Annotated in this window: 22 protein-coding genes; 17 read left to right on the top strand and 5 right to left on the bottom strand. The window is 43.2% G+C overall.

Annotation, left to right across the window (positions count from 1 at the left end):
- Positions 1–97 precede the first annotated feature (97 nt).
- Positions 98–1,372, bottom strand: a complete 1,275-nt coding sequence (locus HUE98_RS15125) for a nickel-dependent lactate racemase family protein (protein WP_241421441.1) — start codon at positions 1,370–1,372, stop codon at positions 98–100.
- 476 nt (positions 1,373–1,848) lie between these two features.
- On the opposite strand from HUE98_RS15125, the gene rnhA reads away from it, so the two are divergent.
- The 6 genes from rnhA (at position 1,849) to HUE98_RS15095 (ending at position 9,468) form a co-directional block, all read left to right on the top strand.
- Positions 1,849–2,292 carry a ribonuclease HI gene (gene rnhA / locus HUE98_RS15120; protein WP_241421440.1) on the top strand — a complete coding sequence of 148 codons (444 nt, stop codon included), beginning with the start codon at positions 1,849–1,851 and terminating at the stop codon, positions 2,290–2,292.
- Positions 2,293–2,521: 229 nt separating this feature from the next.
- Positions 2,522–3,577, top strand: coding sequence for a hydroxyacid dehydrogenase (locus HUE98_RS15115; protein WP_241421439.1), 1,056 nt, complete (start codon positions 2,522–2,524; stop codon positions 3,575–3,577).
- 155 nt (positions 3,578–3,732) lie between these two features.
- On the top strand, positions 3,733–5,478 hold the full coding sequence (gene ade, locus HUE98_RS15110) for an adenine deaminase (RefSeq protein WP_241421438.1): 1,746 nt from the start codon (positions 3,733–3,735) through the stop codon (positions 5,476–5,478).
- Between the two features lie 280 nt (positions 5,479–5,758).
- Entirely contained in the window at positions 5,759–5,950 is a 192-nt protein-coding gene (locus HUE98_RS15105) for a hypothetical protein (protein ID WP_241421437.1), read from the top strand.
- Positions 5,951–6,020: 70 nt separating this feature from the next.
- Positions 6,021–8,027, top strand: coding sequence for a glycoside hydrolase family 125 protein (locus HUE98_RS15100; RefSeq protein ID WP_241421436.1), 2,007 nt, complete (start codon positions 6,021–6,023; stop codon positions 8,025–8,027).
- Positions 8,028–8,142: 115 nt separating this feature from the next.
- Entirely contained in the window at positions 8,143–9,468 is a 1,326-nt protein-coding gene (locus tag HUE98_RS15095; RefSeq protein WP_241421435.1) for an MFS transporter, read from the top strand.
- Between the two features lie 11 nt (positions 9,469–9,479).
- Here the strand turns inward: HUE98_RS15095 and HUE98_RS15090 are convergent, their stop codons facing one another.
- Positions 9,480–10,544 (bottom strand): nitrilase-related carbon-nitrogen hydrolase, encoded by a 1,065-nt coding sequence (locus HUE98_RS15090; protein WP_241421434.1) that lies wholly within the window; start codon positions 10,542–10,544, stop codon positions 9,480–9,482.
- A 27-nt stretch (positions 10,545–10,571) separates the two neighbouring features.
- Positions 10,572–11,642, bottom strand: a complete 1,071-nt coding sequence (locus HUE98_RS15085; protein ID WP_241421433.1) for a carbon-nitrogen hydrolase family protein — start codon at positions 11,640–11,642, stop codon at positions 10,572–10,574.
- Between the two features lie 242 nt (positions 11,643–11,884).
- Between HUE98_RS15085 and HUE98_RS15080 the strand changes: the two genes are divergently transcribed.
- The 11 genes from HUE98_RS15080 to HUE98_RS15030 all read left to right on the top strand — a co-directional run bounded on the left by HUE98_RS15080 (position 11,885) and on the right by HUE98_RS15030 (position 18,830).
- A complete protein-coding gene (locus tag HUE98_RS15080) occupies positions 11,885–12,091 on the top strand; it encodes a DUF1657 domain-containing protein (RefSeq protein WP_241421432.1) in 207 nt (68 codons plus the stop codon).
- A 15-nt stretch (positions 12,092–12,106) separates the two neighbouring features.
- Positions 12,107–12,961, top strand: coding sequence for a DUF421 domain-containing protein (locus HUE98_RS15075; protein ID WP_241421431.1), 855 nt, complete (start codon positions 12,107–12,109; stop codon positions 12,959–12,961).
- Positions 12,962–12,995: 34 nt separating this feature from the next.
- The gene (gene spoVAC, locus HUE98_RS15070; protein ID WP_241421430.1) at positions 12,996–13,475 is read left to right on the top strand and encodes a stage V sporulation protein AC; all 480 of its coding nucleotides are present in this window, start codon (positions 12,996–12,998) and stop codon (positions 13,473–13,475) included.
- The gene (gene spoVAD, locus HUE98_RS15065; protein ID WP_241423579.1) at positions 13,476–14,480 is read left to right on the top strand and encodes a stage V sporulation protein AD; all 1,005 of its coding nucleotides are present in this window, start codon (positions 13,476–13,478) and stop codon (positions 14,478–14,480) included.
- 15 nt (positions 14,481–14,495) lie between these two features.
- Positions 14,496–14,849 (top strand): stage V sporulation protein AE, encoded by a 354-nt coding sequence (gene spoVAE, locus HUE98_RS15060; RefSeq protein ID WP_241421429.1) that lies wholly within the window; start codon positions 14,496–14,498, stop codon positions 14,847–14,849.
- Positions 14,850–15,019: 170 nt separating this feature from the next.
- Positions 15,020–15,220: a DUF1657 domain-containing protein gene (locus HUE98_RS15055; RefSeq protein WP_241423578.1), complete on the top strand. Its 201-nt coding sequence runs from the start codon at positions 15,020–15,022 to the stop codon at positions 15,218–15,220.
- Positions 15,221–15,577: 357 nt separating this feature from the next.
- Positions 15,578–15,868, top strand: coding sequence for a hypothetical protein (locus HUE98_RS15050; RefSeq protein ID WP_241421428.1), 291 nt, complete (start codon positions 15,578–15,580; stop codon positions 15,866–15,868).
- A gap of 207 nt (positions 15,869–16,075) precedes the next feature.
- On the top strand, positions 16,076–16,756 hold the full coding sequence (locus HUE98_RS15045; protein WP_241421427.1) for a TetR/AcrR family transcriptional regulator: 681 nt from the start codon (positions 16,076–16,078) through the stop codon (positions 16,754–16,756).
- A 114-nt stretch (positions 16,757–16,870) separates the two neighbouring features.
- On the top strand, positions 16,871–17,668 hold the full coding sequence (locus tag HUE98_RS15040; protein ID WP_318036566.1) for an ABC transporter ATP-binding protein: 798 nt from the start codon (positions 16,871–16,873) through the stop codon (positions 17,666–17,668).
- Between the two features lies 1 nt (position 17,669).
- On the top strand, positions 17,670–18,416 hold the full coding sequence (locus HUE98_RS15035; RefSeq protein ID WP_241421425.1) for an ABC transporter permease: 747 nt from the start codon (positions 17,670–17,672) through the stop codon (positions 18,414–18,416).
- Positions 18,417–18,581: 165 nt separating this feature from the next.
- Positions 18,582–18,830 (top strand): GIY-YIG nuclease family protein, encoded by a 249-nt coding sequence (locus tag HUE98_RS15030; RefSeq protein WP_241423577.1) that lies wholly within the window; start codon positions 18,582–18,584, stop codon positions 18,828–18,830.
- A 56-nt stretch (positions 18,831–18,886) separates the two neighbouring features.
- On the opposite strand, the gene HUE98_RS15025 is transcribed toward HUE98_RS15030, so the two are convergent.
- On the bottom strand, positions 18,887–19,636 hold the full coding sequence (locus HUE98_RS15025) for a Uma2 family endonuclease (RefSeq protein ID WP_241421424.1): 750 nt from the start codon (positions 19,634–19,636) through the stop codon (positions 18,887–18,889).
- Positions 19,637–19,788: 152 nt separating this feature from the next.
- Entirely contained in the window at positions 19,789–21,111 is a 1,323-nt protein-coding gene (locus tag HUE98_RS15020; RefSeq protein WP_241421423.1) for a VanW family protein, read from the bottom strand.
- Positions 21,112–21,162: the final 51 nt, after the last annotated feature.

Genomic DNA, 21,162 nt, shown 5'->3' with positions numbered 1-21,162 from the left:
TAATTATGAAGGAATTAAGGGAATTAAGGGGGAATTAAGGGGACAGTATACTTAATTCCTATGATGTAAGGTCCCTAATATCAATGAATGCTGAATTTTAGTGACTTTTAACCCGGGGTACTGTTACACTGCCGATGGGAAGGATGTAGACTTGTTTATGATCCGGTTCCGCCATATCCATGGCTTGTTCCAGGTTTCCTGCCGGGGTAAAACCCATCTTTTTGACAGTATCTCCAGACAGCTCCGACACCATAATTACCGGGCTTCTCCGGGCTATTCGCATCACCGAAAGGGCAGTGAACCCGTTCAGCTCAAAGTTCTGCCTGAGCAGTTTCTCCGCAGCTTCCGGGGAAGGGTAAGAAAACCAGTTTAGAAAAAGTTCTGAACCCATGCCTCCAGCGCATTCCGCCAGGAGTATAATACTTCCTCCCTCCTTTACAGCCAGGGAAGCATTGAAAAGGGTTTTTTGAGCTTGAATCACATTAATATCCTTGGGATAACCGCCGCAGCTGGCCACAATCAGTTCGGCTTTTTCTTTAAGGGGTACGGAAAATATTTCGTCAGCTTTTTGGCAGCCAAAATAGTGCGCCTTAACGTAGTCTCCCCCTACTGCCTCCAGGATGTTTCCTTTCATATCTAGAATTACGTTCAGCATGAAATCAGGTGGGGCAAAAGCAGCGGCCTCTATCATATCTTCATGAACCGGGTTCTCCTCTAAGATTCCCGGAGCTATCCGAGGATGCACTCCGGTTTCCCGGTCCAGGTCAAAGACCAGCCGGTGATTGGCTAAAATAGTCTCCCGGGAGGAAACCCCCGGCAGCAGGGATTTGCGTCCGCCCCCAAATCCGGCAAAATAGTGGTGCACTATGGCACCGGTAATTATCTTAAAGTCAGCTTCCACATAGTGCCGGTTGAATTTCACCGGTGTCCCCCGGGAGGTTACTCCTAAGGGTATCAAGTCTTCTTCTCTGTCGGCATCATGGCAGATGATTTTGATCCTGTTTAAGATTTCTTCTCCCAATAACATTATTTTTTCCTGGTGGCTTATGTTTTTGTGCGTACCGGTGGCTATAAGTATGGTAATATCCCTGTCAGGGATCCCGGATGCATTTATTTCTTCAACAATTAAAGGCAGAAATATTTCGCTCCGGGTAATTCGGGTGGAATCTGATACCAGGATGACAACTTTGTCTCCGGCGGAGGCAATTTGTTTCAGGGGCTTTGAATCATAGGGATTATTAAGTGCGTCCTGAATCACAGAGTTTGCATCCTTTGGGACAGGATGTGGGGGAGGGGTGATCATTTTAAAGTTTTCTTTTAAAGCTAAAGGTAATTTTTTCTTACCGTAGCTAAGTTTTATATTGGTTATCATTTTTTCCTCCAGTTGAAAGGTTTTTCAATAGAAAGGTAGAACTTTGGCGGCCGGGGCCTTCCCTCCTGGGACGAAGGGTCCAAGTTGAAAGGTTTCAAAATATATATGCATAATTATATTAGTGACATATTAACATTAATTGCAGTTTTGGGCAATTATATTATAAGACAAAAAACTTATTAACAGGTGCTTACTAATTTTAGCTGTATACTAATTTAAGCACCAAGTCAGGCAGGATATTTTTAATAGGACCCCCACCTCTAAGCGTTAGCGTAGGTGGGGCTTAAAATCTGTTGGAGTAGAGTCTCTACCTGATTCTCCGATGTTTTCAGCTTGCTGAAACCAGTTAACTGGATTTCAGGAGCAGATAGGGTCTTATGGAAATTTTGTGGTAATCATGGTATACTTACCAAAAGTACAGTGACCTACTCATGGGGTCAATAGACTCAAAGGATTTGGAGGTGTTAAGGAGAATTATGAAAAAGCATATAGAAATATATACCGATGGAGCCTGCTCCGGTAATCCCGGTCCGGGGGGGTGGGCGGCAGTTTTGATGTATGGTGACAAAAAGAAAGAGATTTCCGGTGGGGAGCCTCAAACTACTAACCAGCGGATGGAAATGAAGGCGGCGGTGGAAGCACTGAAGGCGCTGAAGTATCCTTGTGATGTGTCCTTATATAGCGACAGTGCTTACCTGGTGAACGCTTTTAACCAGGGATGGTTGGACCGGTGGCAGAAAAACGGCTGGAGGACTTCGCAAAAAAAACCGGTGGAAAATAAGGATCTGTGGGAGGAACTTCTGAAGTTTGCCGCTAAACATAAAGTAAAGTTTATTAAAGTAAAAGGGCATGCAGACAACGTATACAACAATCGCTGTGATGAACTGGCCCGGGCAGAAATTACTAGGAGGAGAAATTAGTTTGAGAGGGTAAGCCCTTTTTACGCACAAGTTATTAGTTTATATTTTAAAAAAAGGTGATTCTTTTTTATAGAACACCTTTTTTATATTGGCACTTAAGCTTGTTACAATTACAAGCTTTAAATTGTGCAATTAAAATGTGGAGGTGAAGTTTTCTTTTATTATCGTATATTAGTTCCCTCTATAGAGAAAATAATAGGGTATATAAGATAATACGAGGTGATTATAAATGAAGCCAAAGGTTATGCTTGTTGAAATAGAAAAGGAAGAAAAGGAATATTTTCGAAAAAGCCTGCGAAAGGATGTATCCATAGCATTTCAGGAGGAAATTTTGACCGAGGATAATGTGGAAAAGTATAAAGATGAATTAAAAGATACGGAAATACTTAGTGTATTTGTATATTCTAAAATTACTGAAAAGGTAATAAAGTCAATGCCCGCATTAAAATATATAACCACCCGTTCCACCGGATATGACCATATTGATGTAGAGTTCTGCAATAAAAATGACATCATAGTATCTAATGTTCCGGTTTACGGGGAAAACACAGTGGCGGAGCACACCTTTGCTTTAATTCTTTCCCTATCCAGGAATATACATAAGGCTTTTTATCGTACCGCCCGGGATAAATTTGATTTAGTTGGCCTTAAGGGGTTTGATTTGAAAGATAAAACCTTAGGAGTGATTGGAGCCGGACATATCGGTCTCCATGTAATTCGCATGGCCCGGGGATTCGGCATGGAGGTGTTGGCTTATGATGTAAATAAGCAGCCTTTTTTAGCAGAAATTTTGGGGTTCAGGTATGTACCTTTAGACCAGCTTCTGAAAAATTCAGATGTAATAACCTTACATGCTCCTCTGATTGAGCAGACCTATCACATGATAAATAAAGAAAATATTCAAATAATTAAAAAAGGGGCTCTGCTCATCAACACAGCCAGGGGGGAACTGGTAGATACAGAGGCTCTTCTGATGGCCTTGGAGGATGGTATTATATCTGGTGCGGGACTGGATGTTCTGGAGGGAGAAGCATTAATTCTTGAAGAACATAGACTCTTTTCCCCTGAATTACCCCAGGATTCTCTGCAGAAGCTGGTAAGAAATCATATTCTCCTTCATCGGGAAGATGTGGTTATCACCCCCCACATTGGCTTTTACAGCACAGAGGCCATTCATCGCATCCGCCGCACTACGGTGAAAAACATACGGGCTTATATTCGAGGAAATCCCCGTTACACGGTAGGAGAGAAAAAAAATCGGTCTAAAGATCTTCAGCCTGTGTAGCAGTGGGGGAGTTCTCTACTGGAAAATAAGAAAGACAAGGACGGAAAAACCCTTACAACTGGACAAGTGAGTTGTTTTTTGTTACCTTAAAGGAAGATGCGTAAAATAAGAGAATATATGGGTAAACAACTTACTATTTCAGCAGGAGGGTATTTATGGATAAATTGAACCAAGAACGGTGGGCCAGAATTATTAATACGGCCAGGGAAGAGCAGCCTGCAGACCTGCTGCTGCTCAACGCCCAGGTAGTAAATGTATTTACCGGGGAAATAGTTAAAACCAATGTAGCTGTTGTGGAAGATACTATTGCTGGGGTTGGAGAGAATTATAAGCAGGCCGGTGAAACTATTGATTTGCAGGGTGCCTACCTCATACCAGGATTAATTGATGCCCATATTCATATTGAAAGCAGTCTCTTGAGCCCCAGGTACTTTGCGGAAGCTGCACTGAGTTGGGGAACTACGGCGGTTATTGCTGACCCCCATGAAATCGCCAATGTCCTGGGTGTTTCGGGAGTGGAATTTATGCTGAACTCTAGTGAAGGACTTCCGGTAGATTTTTTCTTTACCGTGCCCTCCTGTGTACCTGCTACGGACATGGAAACTTCCGGGGCACGGCTCACGGTAAAGGAAATTGGAGATCTGTTAAAACATCCCCGGGTTTTGGGACTGGGGGAAATGATGAATTTTCCCGGAGTTATTTATAAAGATCCCGAAGTAATGGAGAAGCTGTCCCTGGCGAAGAAATTAAATAAAACTATTGATGGCCATTCTCCGGGGCTGTCGGGAGGTGACCTTCAGGCATATCTGGCAGCAGGCATCCACACGGACCATGAATGCACTTCCTTAGAGGAAGCTCAAGAGAAAAGTTCGCTGGGGATGAAGGTTATTATTCGGGAGGGCACGGCAGCCCGAAATTTAAGGGATCTTCTCCCCGCCGTAAGGCACAACAATTATTCTCAGTTTCTGTTTGGCTCTGATGATTTGGAGGCCCATGATCTGATGAACCGTGGTCATATTAATCATGTCCTTAAGGAAGCGGTCAGCCAGGGACTTGACCCGATAACTGCTGTAAAAATGGCTACCATTAATACCGCCGGAACCTATGGATTGATGAACCGGGGTGCAGTGGCCCCGGGGTATCGGGCAGACCTGGTGGTGGTTTCGGACCTGGTATCTTTCCAACCTACTGTGGTTATTAAAAACGGCCGGGTGGTTTACCGGGGTGGAGAAGTAACAGGAATCCTAAAAGAAACCTCATCTCTGCCGGAGCAGATATTAAAAAGTGTAAATTTAAAAGAGATCTTTTCTCCAGATATGTTTACTTTACGGCTTCAAGGGGAAAAGGCCCGCGTTATTGATATTATCCCCGACCAGGTTGTCACTAAGAAGTCAGTTCTTTCACCTAAAAAGCAGCAGGATATGATCCTTTCGGACCCAGAGAGGGATGTATTAAAAATTGCCGTAGTGGAACGTCACCGGGGTACTGGTAATGTTGGCCTGGGTCTGGTCCGGGGAATGGGACTTAAAGTTGGGGCCATAGCATCTAGTGTGGCCCATGATTCCCATAACATTATTATAGTAGGAACTAATGATGAGGATATGTATGCAGCTTTAAAACAGATAGTGCATATGCAGGGAGGTTTTGCGGTAGCACAGGGGGGAAGGGTAAAGGCCTCACTACCCCTGGAGATTGCGGGGATTATGTCCCAGAAAAATGCGGCAGAAGTGGCTGAGGGGATGGAAGCTGTGGTGAAGGCAGCTCATAAACTGGGGGCCCAACCTAAAAATCCTTTCCTAACCATGTCTTTTTTAGCGCTGCCGGTAATCCCTTCATTGAAGCTGACAGACCGGGGTTTAGTTGATGTAGACCTTTTTCAGTTTACGTCTCTTGATGTGTGAAGATTTTCAAATGCAGTATGTAATATATCACCCATGCCAGAAGTCCCTTCCTTTAGGCATAGCTAAAGCGGGGATGAAATAATTTTCTTCTAAGAGCGTCTATTTTTATTTTTTGAATATTTTTAAAATGAAGTAAACGATTAGCCCCAAAAACCAACCGCAGGGGAACCCAACCAAGGCTATAAATAAATATGTTTTCAGTTGGTTGGAGGATCCATATATTATATTGGAGAAAATGAGCATCAAGTAAAGAATTAAAGCCAAAACCAGGGGAAAAAGGATGAGAGATTTCCATGGGTTGTTTATATTAAATACGTTTAAAATAGTTGCTATCAAAAAAAATGAGACCAGGCCCATCAGGGCAAAACCAGCTGTGCAGCCTAAAAATATGGATATTTCTGTAGGGAACAAAATCCTTCACTTCCTTTGGAGTCAATTCTTCACTACTATAATATTCAATGAGTATTATTAATTATCCTGGAAGGGTTTCGTAAAAAGTAGGAAGGTTAAAAAATAAGTTTTAATTCACAGGAGGATAAGAAATGTCTGAAGATATCTTGACTGTCCCTGAAGAAATACAGGATTACCGTCATTTTTATCTAACTGGAAATCAATATATATCTCTGCCGGATATTGATCCCATGCAGGGGGGTGTCTGTTCTGTAAACGCTCTGCATTTAGGAGCGAAAGGCCTCTTAGAGTTCAGGGGAGAAGCAAAAAAAACACTGCTCTCGCCTTTTATTCGATTGGAGGGAAAAGAATTTCCCCTGTCAAATAAACTTTCCTGGAATTACCTGCACTCCTGGATTCCGGCCTTTATGCTGGATTCTAAAAAACTTCAGGTGGAAGGATCAATATATTTTCCCCCGGGACATAGAGGGGGAGTATACTGTCTTAAGGTTAATAATCCAGGTATTAAGCCTATAACCCTGGAAGCCGGCTTTGAAGTTGACTGGGCTCAACTTAATCTGGTGATTTTTAAAAGCCGGGAATTAGAGGTCCAGCGGCGGGCCTTCTTTGATAAATGGACCGGAAGCCTGGTGATGGAGGCCGGGTGCGGGCTGCCCCTGGTATCTATGGCCCTGGGAATGGCAGGCGGCCGGTCCTGGCACGTTGAAGAGCAGTCGCCGGGTGCTCAAAGGGCAGTTACCGGGGAGCAAATATATCTTAACCCTGGAGAGGAAAAAAGTATTCCACTATATATCGCTTTAAATATTGAAGGGGACGGTGCTGCCACTACTGTGGTAGATCTCCGACGGCATGGGTTTCAAAAGCTTTTTAAAGATACGGTTAATTGGCTGCGGCAGCGGGAGATGTTTCCGGAGCCGGACATTTCAGGCAGTTATAATGAAGCAGTGAGAAAGGTTGGGAATGAGTTCAATAATGGACTGCAAACAGAAGAAAATTGGTCAATTGGGGAAGGCCTTGAGGGAAAAAGGACGGAAGGAATAGAGACCGCCGGTGAAACCGCAGTCGGTTGTGATGATAATACAGTCAGGTCAATGGCGGACCAAAATCTCTTCTTCAATTTTTTCTATGCCCTGGGGAGAACCATAGATACAGATGAATTGATTCCGGTCACCTCCCGTAGTCCTAATTATTATGTGAGCGCTGCCTTTTGGGGTCGGGACTGTCTTCTATGGAGTTTTCCCGGTCTACTGCTTGTAGATCTTAAGATAGCCCGGGAGGTTCTGGTCAGGGTATACTCTCATCATCTGGATAAAGCCGGGGAGCACGCTCACTATATAAATGGAGTTTTACTGTATCCTGGTTTTGAGCTGGACCAGCTGTCCGCTTACCTTCTGGCCCTAAAAAATTATGTGATTGCTGCCGGTGACTGGAGTATAATAAAAGAGGGGCTTATTAAAAAGGGTATAGTTACTGTGGCGGATAAGCTTCTGTCCTGCAGAGATGAAGATACCGGCCTGTTCAGCACTTTTTTGGACCCCTCAGATGACCCGGTAAAGTATCCTTTTTTGATTTATGATAATGGCCTGGCTCAGAGGGCGCTGGATTTTTTGGCAGATTTACAGGAGAACAAACATATTAATTTCTTAGAAAATTTCAGAGGAATGGCAGAGGGTTTAAAAGAAATTATTTATCGGCTGGGAGTAGTAGACGGTCCACTGGGTCCCATGTTTGCCTGGTCAGTGGACGGTGAGGGGAATAATGAACTGTACGACAATCCCCCGGGGAGCCTTCAGCTGTTGGCTCATTATGGCTTTTGCTCTAAAGAAGATCCTGTTTATGTAAATACTGTGAAGTGGGTGAATTCTTATCATAACCCTTATTTTTGTCAGGAGGGTAAGGTTAAAGGAGGGGCTGCTTCCCGACATGCAGGTAACCCGTGGCCCTTGTCGGGGGTAAATGACCTCTTGTCCCTAAACCTTTCGGAGGGCAGCTTTTTTTATAATGTTACCATGGACAACGGGTTTTTCTGTGAAACGGTGAACCCTTCAACGGGCAGGGCTTCCACAGGGCTGGCCTTTGCTTCTGCTTCTGGATTTCTGGCCTATGCCCTTTGGAAAGTTTACGGAACGAGAGATTAAGGAGAGGTTACCGGAACCGGACAAGCCCCTAAGGCAGCTTAACGTTTTAGCAGAATCATGTCTAAAAGGTTAGGTCCAGAACTTATGTAAACAATAAGGAGGGAGAGTCGAGATAATGTTAAAAAAGCTGCCCTTTTCAGGGAAGATGCTTTATGCCTCCTCTTCAGCGGGTTGGGCAATGATTGATAGGATTGTGCTAACCTGGCTTATGTATTATTACATTACTTCCCCTGCAGGGGGGGAGCCTCTGATGATGCCGGTGGTGTTTGGGACTATTATGCTCCTGGGAAGAGTGGTGGATGCGGTGGCAGATCCCATGGTGGCCTTGTGGTCCGATAACTTTAAGGGCAGGTTAGGGAGGAGAATTCCTTTCATGCTTGTGGGAGGTATCTTTTACTTTATTGTTTTTGTAGCTCTATTTTACCCTCCGGTGGCCGGGAACAGTGTGGTTAACGTGGTTTACCTTGCCCTTCTGGTGGGAATGTATTTCTTTCTTTTTACCGTATATGTTTGTCCTTACCTGGCGCTTTTGCCGGAGTTGGCAAGGACCAGCAGGGATCGCGTGGATCTGGCAACTCTACGAGCAGTTTTTTCTCTTCTGGGAGTGGCTGTAGCCCTGGTGGGGTCCGGTCTCTTAATTGCTGCTTTAGGATTTAAGGGTATGATATGGAGCCTGGGTTTTTTGGGCCTCTTGTTTATGTACCTTCCGGCCTTAATAAAAGAGAAGGATTATGCTCAATCTCTGCCGGCGACCCTGGGGTTAATTGATGCAGTAATGACTACATTCAAAAATAGGGCTTTTCGTATTTACCTGGTTGGAAACGCTACTTTCTGGTTTGGATTTAATATTATTACACTGGGGCTGCCCTTTTATGTTACAGTTTTGTTGGGTCTTCAGGAAGAACAGACTTCTATCTTTTTTGCCGTAACCTTTGGAATGGCTGTGTTAACTTTTCCTCTAGTTAATATTCTTGCTAAAAAAATGGGGCCCAAAATAGTAATGGTAATTTCCATGTTTCTTTTTGTCCTGGTGCTTCCTTTCTTTTATTTCCTGGGAGGGGGTTACCTGGGGCTAAGCCCCTATAATTTTGGGCTTTTGATTATGGGTTTTGCAGGTATTCCTTTAGCCAGTCTGTTCGTTCTGCCTGATGCCATAGTGGCTTCCATAACCGATGTGGAACAAAGCCTCTCGGGGCAGAGGCGGGAGGCTATGTACTTTGGTGCCCAGGGCTTTGTATTAAAAATAGTTATGGGGCTGTCCTCCTTCATCACGGGGCTTTTAATGCAGTTTTTTGGACAGACTGCTGCCAGTCCTCTGGGGATTCAGCTCACCGGTCCCGTGGCCGCTGTATTCATTCTGTTGGGGAGCCTGGCTTTCATGAAATACCCTGAAAAAGAAGTGCTTTCTTATGAAAAAACAATACCCCCTGTTGGGGGGTAGCAGAACCAGCTTTAGGGTGTATTTTGGTAAATCCCAGGGAAATATTTTTGTTGAAGATTATCATTCCTGTCTCCCAGATAGGGATGATTTTTTTTGAGTTCCCCAAGGGCCAACAGGTTTATTTCCGCTGTAATCAGCGTTTCTTCATTCGAAGTTTTTGCCTCTGCCAGGACTCCGTCCCCTTCAGGAGTCAGTTCCAGGGGAGCAAATATGCCCGCTTTTCCCGTCAGGGTATAACCCAGCAGATTTCCTACCAGGGCGCTCTTTATTCCATAGGTTAAACTTTCCTGCACCCGGGGCCAGATACCTCTCAGGGCCAGCCAGTAGTTATAAGGTTCCGGGTTGGCGATAGGTACCATCACCACTTCTGCCCCCATATATTCTAGAATTCGAAACGTTTCAAAGTAGGTGGCGTCCATGCATACCGGCATTGCCAGTCTGCCCAGGGGGGTGGGAAAGATATGGAAACCGGAACCCTTGGATAGGCCCCAGTCATTTTCTATGGGCATAAGGTGGGCTTTGTCCTGAGTACCCAGTTGACTGCCGTCGGGACCAAATAAATAAGCTTTGTTGAAGACCTCTCCCCCCTTCGGAGTAAGATAGCTTCCTGCCATGATGTACATGCCAAAAGCCCTGGCCAGGTAGGAAAAGGTTATTTCCGCTGTTCTGTTGAACATGGGCCCCACAGAACGAAAAATATCCGCAACTTTCACGGAAGGATTACCCTCAATTGCAGCGGCATTCCCCACTTCTCCCGTCTCCCCCATTTCTTCTATGCCTGGAAGAAGTCCCAGCAGGTGGAAGGAATTATTCTCCGGGAATACCAGAAGCTGCACTCCTTCTTTGGCGGCAGCTTCTACCTTTTGATACATTATTTCTACGTAATCTAAAGGGTCTGATAGCAGTTTCAGTTCCAACTGGCAGGCTCCTACTTTGATTTTTTCCGGGTCGGGGAGGTTTATGTTATCGGTTCTGCTAATATTTTTTGATTGCAGATATTTATTTATGGGCGCAGGCCTGGTTCGCCATTTTAAGTATTTTAGGAACAGCCATTCTTTTGTAGTATTTAGCTTCACCGGTCGGTTTCCTTTCTTGAACATACTTTAGTGGAGATGCAGGGGTCCATAGGCTGCCGGGTTCAGCAGTTTTAACAGGGGATAATTTTTTATTACTTTTTTTCGGGCTTTAAAGTCCAGCAGTGCCTCTTGAGGTTCAGAGTATAGTATCCCTTCGGTTGTTTTGTTAGTGTCTAGATCATCGCCATTTTGTTTTTTATTTTTCTGTTTCCCTTGGGTCAAATCTTTCCGGGGCAGTCCGGACAGGTTGGGGCCTCCCCGGGCCAGGAAACCACTTTTGTCACTGGTCATTTCACAGGGGGCCATGATATAGGAACTTCCTTGAAAATTCCGGCCAAGGATGGAGGAAGCTAGCTGGCTTTCTAAGCAGAAAAATTGGTTCTGCTGAACCTGGGACCACATTCCTGACATCTGTCTCCAGTAAATAATTCTATCTTTTTTAGGCGCTAATTCTTTTTCTAAATCCTCTTTATTTCCGGTATCTTCATCTTGAATATTGAAAATATTTTTTTTCTCCCCTGGTGATTCTGTCTGGGTCTCCTCCGGGAGAGCGCCGCAATGGCAAACTATTTCTGCTCCCTTCAGGGCCAGTATCCGCCCTACCTCCGGGTAAAAAGCATCGGTGCCTATCACCAGGCCTATATTTCCTAGAGGGGTTGGGAAAACCTGTAGGCTATCACCCCGGGAAATCTCCAGAGAACGCTCTTCCCGGGAGAGATACAGCTGTTTCTGGCAGCCCAGTATACGGCCCTGGGGTGAAATCAGGTGGGTGGCAATAAATTTATTTGTATTAATTGTTAATATGTCTGTTCCACATACTATATATAAGGATAATTGGCGGGCAGCCTGAATATGAAGGGATAGCAAATCTTCATGCCAGGAAGCAGGCAGTTCTAAATATGCTTTATATGCTTCTTTGAAGTGCGCAGGAGTGCCCAGGTCCCCCCAGTTTAAGGCCAGCGTTAGGCCGGAATTACCCGGAAGCACCACCAGGCATTTTTGCCCATTATAAGTTTTTAAAATGTTAGTTAAATATAACATATAATTTTTGCGGGTACCGAAGGCTCCCCGGGAAAAATTTAAAGTAACAGCCTTCATAATCCTGCCCCTTTCCATTACTTAATATTTCAATATTTCTGTCTATTTTTCCTTCTTTAGTCAGACAACCTTCCATTTTAAACACATTTATGGGTTTTTTTAAAAGAAGCAATCTGCAGGACTTTAGGGTCATCTGCCAGGGTTAGAGCTTCTTGTTTTTTTTAACGGTAATATTTTTATTTATTTTATAAGCGAATAAAGATTCATTTTTTTTTAGATACTAAAGGCGAGGTGAGATAAAAATGACTGTTGCTTCACAATTAAAACAGACGTTGGCCAGTTTGAAAAGTGCTCAGGGAACCATCAGAACCTATGCACTGCAAAGCCAGGAGGAAGAACTGCGCAATATTTTTCAAGAATCTTTGGAAACTACTGGTGAGATTATTAACAGTTTAGAAGATAGGTTGAAAAAGATAGAGTTTGAAGAACCACAATATAAGGGAAATTAAGGGAGCAAGATAAAAATGCCTATATGGATAGTAATACTGAGGTCAATATTATTATTGTTTTTAGTTTTATTTTTGGTTCGAATCATGGGGAAGAGAAACCCCTCCCGCTTGATTCCCTTTAAATTTATCATCTATGTGATGATTGGAGTAACTGCCGTTTTTACCGCAGTGGGTGCCCTAAATCTTTTCCTGGGGGTTGTAGTTTTGGCTGTTTTTACTCTGCTTCCCATAGGGTTGGAGGTTTTGTCTGTACGAAGCAAATTTGTCCATGACGTGGTGAACGGCCGGGAAACCGTGCTGATTAAGGAAGGAACAATCATGGAAGAGAATTTAAATCAGGTGAGGCTTACCGGGGAAGACCTGCTGAGAGAACTTCGCTATAAAAATGTTTTCAACCTGAACGATGTAGAGTTTGCCGTTATGGAAGCTACGGGAGATATTAATATGGTATTAAAGTCTGATAAAAAGCCAATAACCCCTAAGGATTTGGAGTGGAAGGTTTCTCCTCAGACAGAACCGCAGACGGTAATTTTAGATGGCAGTGTATTAAACGAACCTTTGACAGAAATGGGGTTGAACCGGAACTGGTTGGAACAGCAGCTGGAAACTATGGGCATTTCCCTGGAAAATGTTTTTGTCGGCCAGATGGATACCGTAGGGGAATTATATGTTGACCTTTTTGACGATACAGTAAGTGTTTCTCAGCCAAAGGTCAGGGAATTGCTTTATGCTAACCTGGAAAAGGCACAGGCCGAGCTATCCGGGTATGCCCTGGAGACAGAAGACCAAGAGGCAAAGGATGTATTTTCCGGAGATGCTCAAAGGCTGGAGGGTTTACTGCAAAAATTGAGGCCGCAATTATTACGGTAAAAAAATGTTCAAATATAATGAGGATGGTTTACTTATGTCAAATCAAAAGAAAAAGAAGTTAAGCCCTACGCAGCAGCAGTATCAGGTTTTTGCCCAGGCCCGGGAACCCAAGCGGCCCGTTCTCTTGAACAGCGCCAGAGCTTTCCTGGTGGGTGGAATTATCAGCACCATCGGCCAATTTTTCCATTGGATTTTTGTAACCTTTTTTGACTTTACCGATGTTTCTGCCAGTAATCCTACGGTAGCTGTGCTTATCATAATTGCTGCTCTGCTTACGGGATTGGGAGTATATGATCATCTTGCCCAATGGGCGGGAGCAGGCACCATTGTCCCGGTAACCGGCTTTGCCAACACCATTGCCTCATCAGCCATTGAGCACCGTAGTGAAGGTTTTGTGCTGGGGGTAGGGGGAAACATGTTTAAAATAGCCGGCCCGGTAATTACTTACGGGGTTTTTGCTGCCTTTGTGATAGCCATTATCAAATTGATTTTCATGGAACTGGGGGCGATTTAGCTGCTTAAGGGACACCAGTCATGGTTATTTGAAAATGAACCGGTAATTCTGGCTGCGGCCACTGTAGGGGGGCCCTTTGAAGCACAGGGAGCCCTGGCCCGGGAAATTGATATTCTTCACGATGATATATGGTTGGGACAGCCCAGCTATGAAAAGGCAGAGATAAAACTGCTGGAGCAGGCTTGTGAAAAAGCTATTGATAAAGCCGGTAAAAGGAAAGAGGATGTTCAGTTTTTTTTAAGTGGTGATTTAATTAACCAAATTATTGCCAGCAATTTTGCAGCCCGAACCCTTTCCATTCCCTATATAGGTATGTTTGGGGCCTGCTCCTGTTCTATGGAGGGATTGGCTTTAGGCGCTCAGCTGGTGGACAGCGGATCTGCTAATTTAATTTTGGCCGCTACCTCCAGTCATAATGGGGCGGCGGAGAAACAGTTCCGTTATCCTACGGAATACGGGGCTCAAAAACCTCCTACAGCTCAGTGGACAGTAACTGGAGCCGGGGCAGCCCTGGTGGGACTAAAAGGAGAGGGGCCCAGGGTTACTTCTGCTACCATAGGCAGAGTGATTGACATGGGGCTGTCCGACCCTTTTAATATGGGTGCAGCTATGGCTCCTGCGGCTGTAGATACCATTGAGGCACATTTCAGGGACTTGCAGAGGGATTCTTCGTATTATGACTTGATTGCCACCGGCGATCTTGCCCAGGTGGGGCATCGGATTGCTGTAGATTTGTTCAAGGAACATAATATTGATGTGCCGGAGGAAAAATTTACTGACTGCGGACTCTTAATATATAAAAAAGATCAGCCGGTGATTGCCGGAGGAAGCGGTTGTGCCTGTTCTGCTGTGGTAACTTACGGTCATCTTTTAAACCGCATGAAAAAGGGGGAGCTGAACAAAATATTGGTTGTGGCTACCGGTGCACTGCTCTCTCCCCTTTCTTTTCAGCAAAAAGAAAGCATACCCTGCGTTGCCCACGCGGTGTCCATAGAAAATCATTAAAGGAGCAAGTTTAAAATGGAACAATTTTTATATGCATTTTTGGTAGGGGGGGCAATCTGTGTAATAGGCCAGCTTTTGATGGACGTAGGGAAATTGACTCCGGCTCATACTACCGTTACGCTGGTGGTAGCGGGAGCGGTGCTGGGGGGGTTGGGCCTTTATGAACCACTGATTGAATTTGCCGGCGCCGGCGCCTCGGTTCCCATCAGCAGTTTTGGTAATTCCTTGGTTAAGGGTGCCCTGTCGGAGGCAGAGAGGACTGGAATTGTTGGGGTTCTCACTGGCATTTTTGAAGTTACCAGTGCAGGTATTTCAGCAGCCATTATTTTTGGGTTTATGGCAGCTTTGATTTTTAAACCGAAAGGATAGTGAAAAAATTTTTTCAAATGATAACGAAGCTTGGTTAACAGGGCATTACAGAAAAGTGTAAGCAGCAGAAACTCTATTTTTAAAAAGTAACGCTTAAGTAACGTCATATGTGCGCAGGAGGATAAAAATTGCAACGAAGTAAACAGACAAAACAACAGGAGGTGAAATCTATGACTGTAGGAACTCAAATTCAGCAGGCTATTGCCGGTGTGCAGAGCGCCGCGGCCAGCATGAAGACCTGTGCCCTGGAAACCCAGGATCAACAGGCTAAAAAGACTTTTGAAGAATTAGCTCAAACTATGGAGGATGCGCTGACTAAATTAGAACAAAGACAAAAGTACATCCAGGAACAGGAGCCCCAATATAACTAATTTATAAAAAACTACGACTGAAAGGTAGCAGCTGCCTTTCAGTTTTTTAATGCAGTAATTGTCCTTCTCTTTAATCGAACCTGTTTTTTTAAGAGAGTTACATATTTTAATCTGGAACATATCTGAAGGTGATTGCATAACGTGGAATATTAATAGTGAACTAGTTTCAGCAAGCTTTAAAATCGGAGAATCAGGTGGAGACTCTACTTCACCAGATTTTAAGCCCCACCTACGCTAACGCTTAGAGGTGGGGTCTAATAACCTAAAAATAAGATAAATTTTTGAAAAATTAGTGGTTTCGGGCGGTTTCATAATATTATTTGTATTAATTGCAGAGGCAGGAAAGGGGGGAAGGGATTGTCCGGACACGATCAAGCTCAAAAAACTTTCTGGAAGCTGCAGAAACAGTATTTTACGGCGATTCATGAAGCAGAAATAGCGAATTTGGTTATGAAAGAACATGAAGAGGGTTTCAGGGAGGGAAATATGATTGAGGTGGTAAATAATGTGATTAACGCTCAAATAAAAATTTCTTTGACCTACATGAAACTGGAAAGTCACATTTTAAAATACATCGACCGGGAGTTTTCTCTCTTCAACCCGGAAGATATAGATGAAAATATTCCCAAAAAAAGAGAAGAGAAGTAAAGTGAAAATAAGCCTCTATTTTAAAGATTTAAAGGGGCTTATTTTTAATTTTACCTGTTCACTTGACTTATGGATAGTTTAAAACTATAATGAAACCAACCGACCGTCGGTCTTTTTTTGGCTGGTGGGGTTTTCTTTATCAAAGAGCACCTTAAAACACCTGGCTGGCGTAAGTCATGGGGATTATTAAGGAAGGTGAATTGAAAAATGCATGATAGTGGTCGAAAACAGGAATTCTTGGCTGCTGCCCTGGAATTATTTTATGAAAAGGGTTATGACAAAACAACTGTTAATGATATTGTCGGCAGGCTTAATGCGTCTAAAGGGGCATTTTATCATTATTTTAAGTCAAAGGAAGACATACTGAGAGAAGTGGTGTTTTGTCATATTGAAGAAGAAATTACATTGAGCCGAAAGATAGCACATAACAATCAGTTGAGTGCTGGTGAGAAGCTTACCAAAATTTTTAATGAAGTATTAATGCATCAGGATTCTAATATAGAGAAACGTAAAAAGCTTTTTATTGTGTTTAAAGATGAGGGAAACGTAAAATTTCGGCGTAAAATAGTAGAAAACAAGATAAAAATGCTGCGCCAGCCCTATAAAATTATAATCCAGCAGGGAATCAAGGAGGGTATTTTTGATACTTGTTATCCTGAAGAAGCAGCGGAGCAGATAATAAATTTATTAATTATATTGAAGATGTCTGTGGTGGGACTTTCCTATAATGTAGAAAAAAATCTTGATAACATTGATATTGTTAACCGAAAGATTGAAGCTTACCGGGAGGCAGTTGAAAGAATCTTGGGAGCCAAAGGCAGTCTTATCAACACAACACAGGTGGCGGAATATTTTAAAGATCAATCTATGCAGAATAACAGCCAATAATTTTTCTTGGCATAAATTGTATTTTTGTCATTAAAAAGTTATACAACATGGAGTTTGAAAATGGCTGGACAAAAAAAAGAAATATTGGAGGATAAAGAGATGAGCAGTAATGATATGGAGGAGCCCATCATCCAGGTAACGGATCTGGTGAAAAAGTATGGGGAATTTTCAGCTGTTGATAATATTTCTATCAGTGTGAAAACGGGGGAAATATTTGCTTTTCTGGGTCCCAATGGTGCCGGTAAAACCACCACCATTAAAATGTTGACTACATTGTTGGTCCCCACCAGCGGTCAGATAATCCTAAATGGTTATGATCCGGTTCGGGAGCAGGACGCGGCCCGACGCTCTTTTGGCATTGTGTTTCAGGACCCCAGCCTGGATAATGAGCTGACCGCTTATGAAAATATGATTCTTCACGGGGTGCTGTACAGCATGCCTAAAAATTCCCGGGATGAGCGCACTAAAATGCTGCTTGAACTGGTGCAGCTTTGGGATCGGAAAGATGAGCTGGTTAAAAAATTCTCCGGGGGTATGAAACGTAGATTGGAAATTGCCAGGGGATTGCTGCACCTGCCGCAGATATTCTTTCTGGACGAACCCACCCTGGGGCTTGATCCCCAGACCCGAAATCTGCTCTGGGAACATATAAGGGAATTGAACCAAAAGGAAAATATCACCGTATTTTTTACGACACATATGATGGAAGAAGCTGAACGTTCGGCAGACACTGTAGCTGTTATTGACCATGGTAAAATAATCGCCCAGGGCTCTCCTAAAGAATTAGCTGAACGAACCGGTACAAAATCTCTGGAGGAGGCCTTCCTGGCATTGACGGGCAAGGAGATAAGGGAAGAGGAAGCGGAAAATAAAAATCGAATGGTTAATAAAATGATGAGGGGTAGGTGGTAGTATGAATGTTATTTATATACTCTGGCTGCGTCAATTGAAGAGGTATTATCGTTCTAAACCCCGGATAATAGGTGCCCTTGGTCAGCCTCTGCTTTTTCTCTTTGCTCTGGGGTTTGGTTTTGGGCCGGTATTTCAAAGGGCCGGGGAAGGAAACTATCTGGAGTTTCTGGTCCCCGGTATTATTGCCATGACTGTTTTGTTTACATCTATGTTTAACGGAATTGAAATCATCTGGGACCGTCAGTTTGGTTTTTTGAAGGAAACACTGGTGGCTCCGGTTTCAAGAGTTAACATCATGCTGGGTAGGACTCTGGGTGGTGCCACGGTGGCCGTGTTCCAGGGGATAATCGTTTTGGGTATATCTTTTTTAATTGGTTTTCGGGTTTCCAATCCGGTGATGCTGCTGTCGGCATTAGTTTTTATGTTTCTCATTGCTATACTTTTTACTGCTCTGGGTACGGCAATCGCCTCGGTTCTGGAGGATATGCAGGGCTTTCAGTTGATTATGAATTTCATGATCATGCCCTTGTTTTTCCTTTCCGGCGCGCTGTTTCCGTTAAACGATCTTCCTGCAGCAGTAGCTACCATAGTTCATATAAATCCTCTTTCCTACGGGGTAGATGGGCTGCGGGGTGTTCTGATTGGCCAGTTTCAAATGGGGGTATGGTTGGATCTTGGGGTACTGTCAATCAGCAGCTTTATCCTGGTTATAATCGGTGCTTATATGTTTTCTAAAATTCAGATATAAGCCGGTGTTTGGTTTGATTTTTTTAGACAGAATAAGCTAAAGGTTAATGACTTTAGCTTATTACTTTTTGACCATCAGTTGACACGGTTTAACTATAAATGCAGTCAGCAGTTTATCACGGTGATATATTTGAGAGGAGCAACTGATATGAAAGAGGCTGACCAAATGTTTTATGTTTATATATTGGAATGCAGGGACGGGACCTTATATACAGGTTGGACTATGGACATAGCAAAAAGGCTGGCAGAACACAACCGGGGAAACGGTGCAAAATATACCCGGGGAAGATATCCGGTAGCAGTCAGGTATTATGAAACATTTGGGACAAAAAGTGAAGCTATGCAGAGAGAATACTGTATAAAAAGATTGTCCAGGGAAGAAAAATTAAAAATGATTGCCGGGCATAGCTCTTAGGGATACTGTTAGGAAATTTGATGGGCTGCATCTGTGTTGAGCGTAATGTAATATCTTTACCATAGTTTTTTTAATTCAATGTTTAACCCTGAAAAATCTGGATGTTCTACAATATCTTCATCCATTCCCGCTGTCACCAGTGCATACATGTCATCCCGAAGGGAAAAGCATTCCAGGGTTTTTTCCGCCGGATCCACTATCCAGTAGTGCTGCACCTGAACTTTTTGGTATATGCGCATTTTTTGCAGTCTGTCCTTGCGGAAGTTGGAAGGGGACAAAACCTCAACTACCAGAGTAGGTGGCCCGTCAATCCGGGTATCTTTTACAATATTTTCTTGTTCTGCTGATACATAGAACAGGTCCGGTTGGACTACAGTAATATCGTGGAAGGTTACATCTAGTGGCGCATTGAAAATTTCTCCTTTGGGGTCAACCTCCCAAAAATAATCTTCTAAGATACGCTGCAGCCGACGGGAAACCCGCTGGTGTATAACATTGGGGGAGGGGTCTTTTATCAATATCCCTTCCAAAATCTCGAAGCGATAGCCAGGTTCTTCCGGTAGCTCCAGGTAGTCCTGATAAGTGTATTTCTTATCGGTTTCGGTTTTGTACGGGGCTGTTTTTTCTCCAAGGGTTGAATTGCTCAGCGCCCGGACTACATCAGTAAGTTTATAGCGGTACTGTTTTCTGCCTAATTCGATGTAGGGTATTTTTTTTTCTCTGGTGTATCTCCATATTGTTTCTACAGAAAGGTCTAATGCTTCCGCCAGGACCTGTGCAGTTATCAATTCCTTATTACCAGCCATAATTATCACCTCCGACTCTAGTATAGGTTTATTGTTGACAAAAATCAAGTAAAATAAACTAAAAGCAATTATTTTTTTTGAATCTTATAGATAAATAATTTATAGCTTATTAGTTTTTAGCAGTTCCAAATGAATCTAAAAAAGCTGACTGTTCAGTCAGCTTTTCCTTTCCTTAAGATTGCAGGGTAAGGCAGGTAAGTATCTACGGATAATATTTCTTCACTTTTTTCACCATCTGGCCTTTGTATTATTCTCCAAACCTTTATAGTACCGCCGGGTTTTCCTTTTAACTTTTCTTCTTCTCCCGGAGCCAGCTGGGAGGTAACTTCAATTCGTAGAGACGGTTCAATATAATTTAGATAGTTGGTCTCAATTTCAACTTCTTCCTCCAAACCACCGCCTACTATTGCAATGGTAATTTCACCGTTTTCTACCCGGGTATTTATTAAAATATGATGATCCCGGTTGTTTCTGAACATTAAGTCGTAGGTGCCATAAGAGACGGCTGCATCTCTCCCGGCAGAAACATAGGCTGCCATGAAGCGATGATTATGCCGTTCTAAAATTTGCATATTGGAGAGAAGTGCAGCGTTGTAAAGGGTGGAAGAAACCTGGCACACTCCCCCTCCGTATCCTGTGGTGAATTCTCCTCCTTGAATGATAAGAGCTTCCTTATATCCTTTATCGGGGGTGGTATCACCAACAATTTGGTTAAAGGAAAATATATCTCCGGGAGCAATAAGGTGTTTATTAATTATTGATGCAGCCAGCTCTATATTATGGACACGTTCTTCGTAGGAAGCATCAAAGGCGGTGGTAAAGGAAGCCATCTGTTGGGTAATTCCCTTTTCTACAAAATGGGAAACGGTGAAGTCCGGGGTGATTTCTGTTCCCGGAACGGTTATCTGCAGGGGCGTTTCCTCTTGTTCAAGATTCTTTAATATTTCTTGAACAAGATTTTCTTTTTGAACCTGAAAACCAAATTTTTCAGGATTCAGTTGGGCAGTTTCCTTAACAATTTCAAAACCAGCATCTGCCGGCGCTCGATTAAAGGTATTTATAAGGTTATCTACGCTTTCATATAATTGGTTGTCATTGATTTTATAGGGTAATGAGATATAAGAACCTTTTTTTAGACTCAGCCGATCCAGATAGTTGAACGGCCATATACGCTGCCTCCCCATTTGGTAGCATTGGTGAATCATTTCATCGTTTAAGATTTCTACTCCTAAGTTTTTTAAGGTTAATGATTCTTTTTCTTCCCCCGGCCCCCAAAAAGTCATTTGAAGATTTTTTACAGTGTTTTCCGCTTCTGACAAGGTTTTATTACCAAGGTTTATTTCTTTGATATAAATCCCCGGGTACAGTCTTTGATTATAATAAAAATAGTCTGCCCCGCTGAGGAGTAAGATTAATCCCAGCAGCAGGAAAATAAAGTATTTGTTAATTCCTCGTTTTAATAAAACAATTTTCATATGTTCACCTTTTTCAGGAGAGATTTTCTCCTCTTTTTTTACGGGCGGTTT

The organism is Candidatus Contubernalis alkalaceticus (assembly GCF_022558445.1).
GTDB lineage: Bacteria > Bacillota > Dethiobacteria > SKNC01 > SKNC01 > Contubernalis > Contubernalis alkaliaceticus.
Note: the sequence above shows the minus strand (reverse complement) of the source record. Positions and strands in the feature narration are given on the sequence as shown.

Bases quoted from the DNA above. Each gene is read 5' to 3' on its own strand.
- spoVAC (WP_241421430.1), top strand. From the start codon at position 12,996: ATGTCAAATCAAAAGAAAAAGAAGTTAAGCCCTACGCAGCAGCAGTAT.
- HUE98_RS15080 (WP_241421432.1), top strand. From the start codon at position 11,885: ATGACTGTTGCTTCACAATTAAAACAGACGTTGGCCAGTTTGAAAAGT.
- spoVAE (WP_241421429.1), top strand. From the start codon at position 14,496: ATGGAACAATTTTTATATGCATTTTTGGTAGGGGGGGCAATCTGTGTA.
- HUE98_RS15020 (WP_241421423.1), bottom strand. From the start codon at position 21,111: ATGAAAATTGTTTTATTAAAACGAGGAATTAACAAATACTTTATTTTC.
- ade (WP_241421438.1), top strand. From the start codon at position 3,733: ATGGATAAATTGAACCAAGAACGGTGGGCCAGAATTATTAATACGGCC.
- HUE98_RS15095 (WP_241421435.1), top strand. From the start codon at position 8,143: ATGTTAAAAAAGCTGCCCTTTTCAGGGAAGATGCTTTATGCCTCCTCT.
- HUE98_RS15040 (WP_318036566.1), top strand. From the start codon at position 16,871: ATGGAGGAGCCCATCATCCAGGTAACGGATCTGGTGAAAAAGTATGGG.
- HUE98_RS15125 (WP_241421441.1), bottom strand. From the start codon at position 1,372: ATGATAACCAATATAAAACTTAGCTACGGTAAGAAAAAATTACCTTTA.
- HUE98_RS15055 (WP_241423578.1), top strand. From the start codon at position 15,020: ATGACTGTAGGAACTCAAATTCAGCAGGCTATTGCCGGTGTGCAGAGC.
- HUE98_RS15085 (WP_241421433.1), bottom strand. From the start codon at position 11,642: ATGAAGGCTGTTACTTTAAATTTTTCCCGGGGAGCCTTCGGTACCCGC.
- HUE98_RS15105 (WP_241421437.1), top strand. From the start codon at position 5,759: ATGAGAGATTTCCATGGGTTGTTTATATTAAATACGTTTAAAATAGTT.
- HUE98_RS15100 (WP_241421436.1), top strand. From the start codon at position 6,021: ATGTCTGAAGATATCTTGACTGTCCCTGAAGAAATACAGGATTACCGT.
- HUE98_RS15115 (WP_241421439.1), top strand. From the start codon at position 2,522: ATGAAGCCAAAGGTTATGCTTGTTGAAATAGAAAAGGAAGAAAAGGAA.
- HUE98_RS15045 (WP_241421427.1), top strand. From the start codon at position 16,076: ATGCATGATAGTGGTCGAAAACAGGAATTCTTGGCTGCTGCCCTGGAA.
- rnhA (WP_241421440.1), top strand. From the start codon at position 1,849: ATGAAAAAGCATATAGAAATATATACCGATGGAGCCTGCTCCGGTAAT.
- HUE98_RS15025 (WP_241421424.1), bottom strand. From the start codon at position 19,636: ATGGCTGGTAATAAGGAATTGATAACTGCACAGGTCCTGGCGGAAGCA.
- HUE98_RS15075 (WP_241421431.1), top strand. From the start codon at position 12,107: ATGCCTATATGGATAGTAATACTGAGGTCAATATTATTATTGTTTTTA.
- HUE98_RS15035 (WP_241421425.1), top strand. From the start codon at position 17,670: ATGAATGTTATTTATATACTCTGGCTGCGTCAATTGAAGAGGTATTAT.
- HUE98_RS15030 (WP_241423577.1), top strand. From the start codon at position 18,582: ATGTTTTATGTTTATATATTGGAATGCAGGGACGGGACCTTATATACA.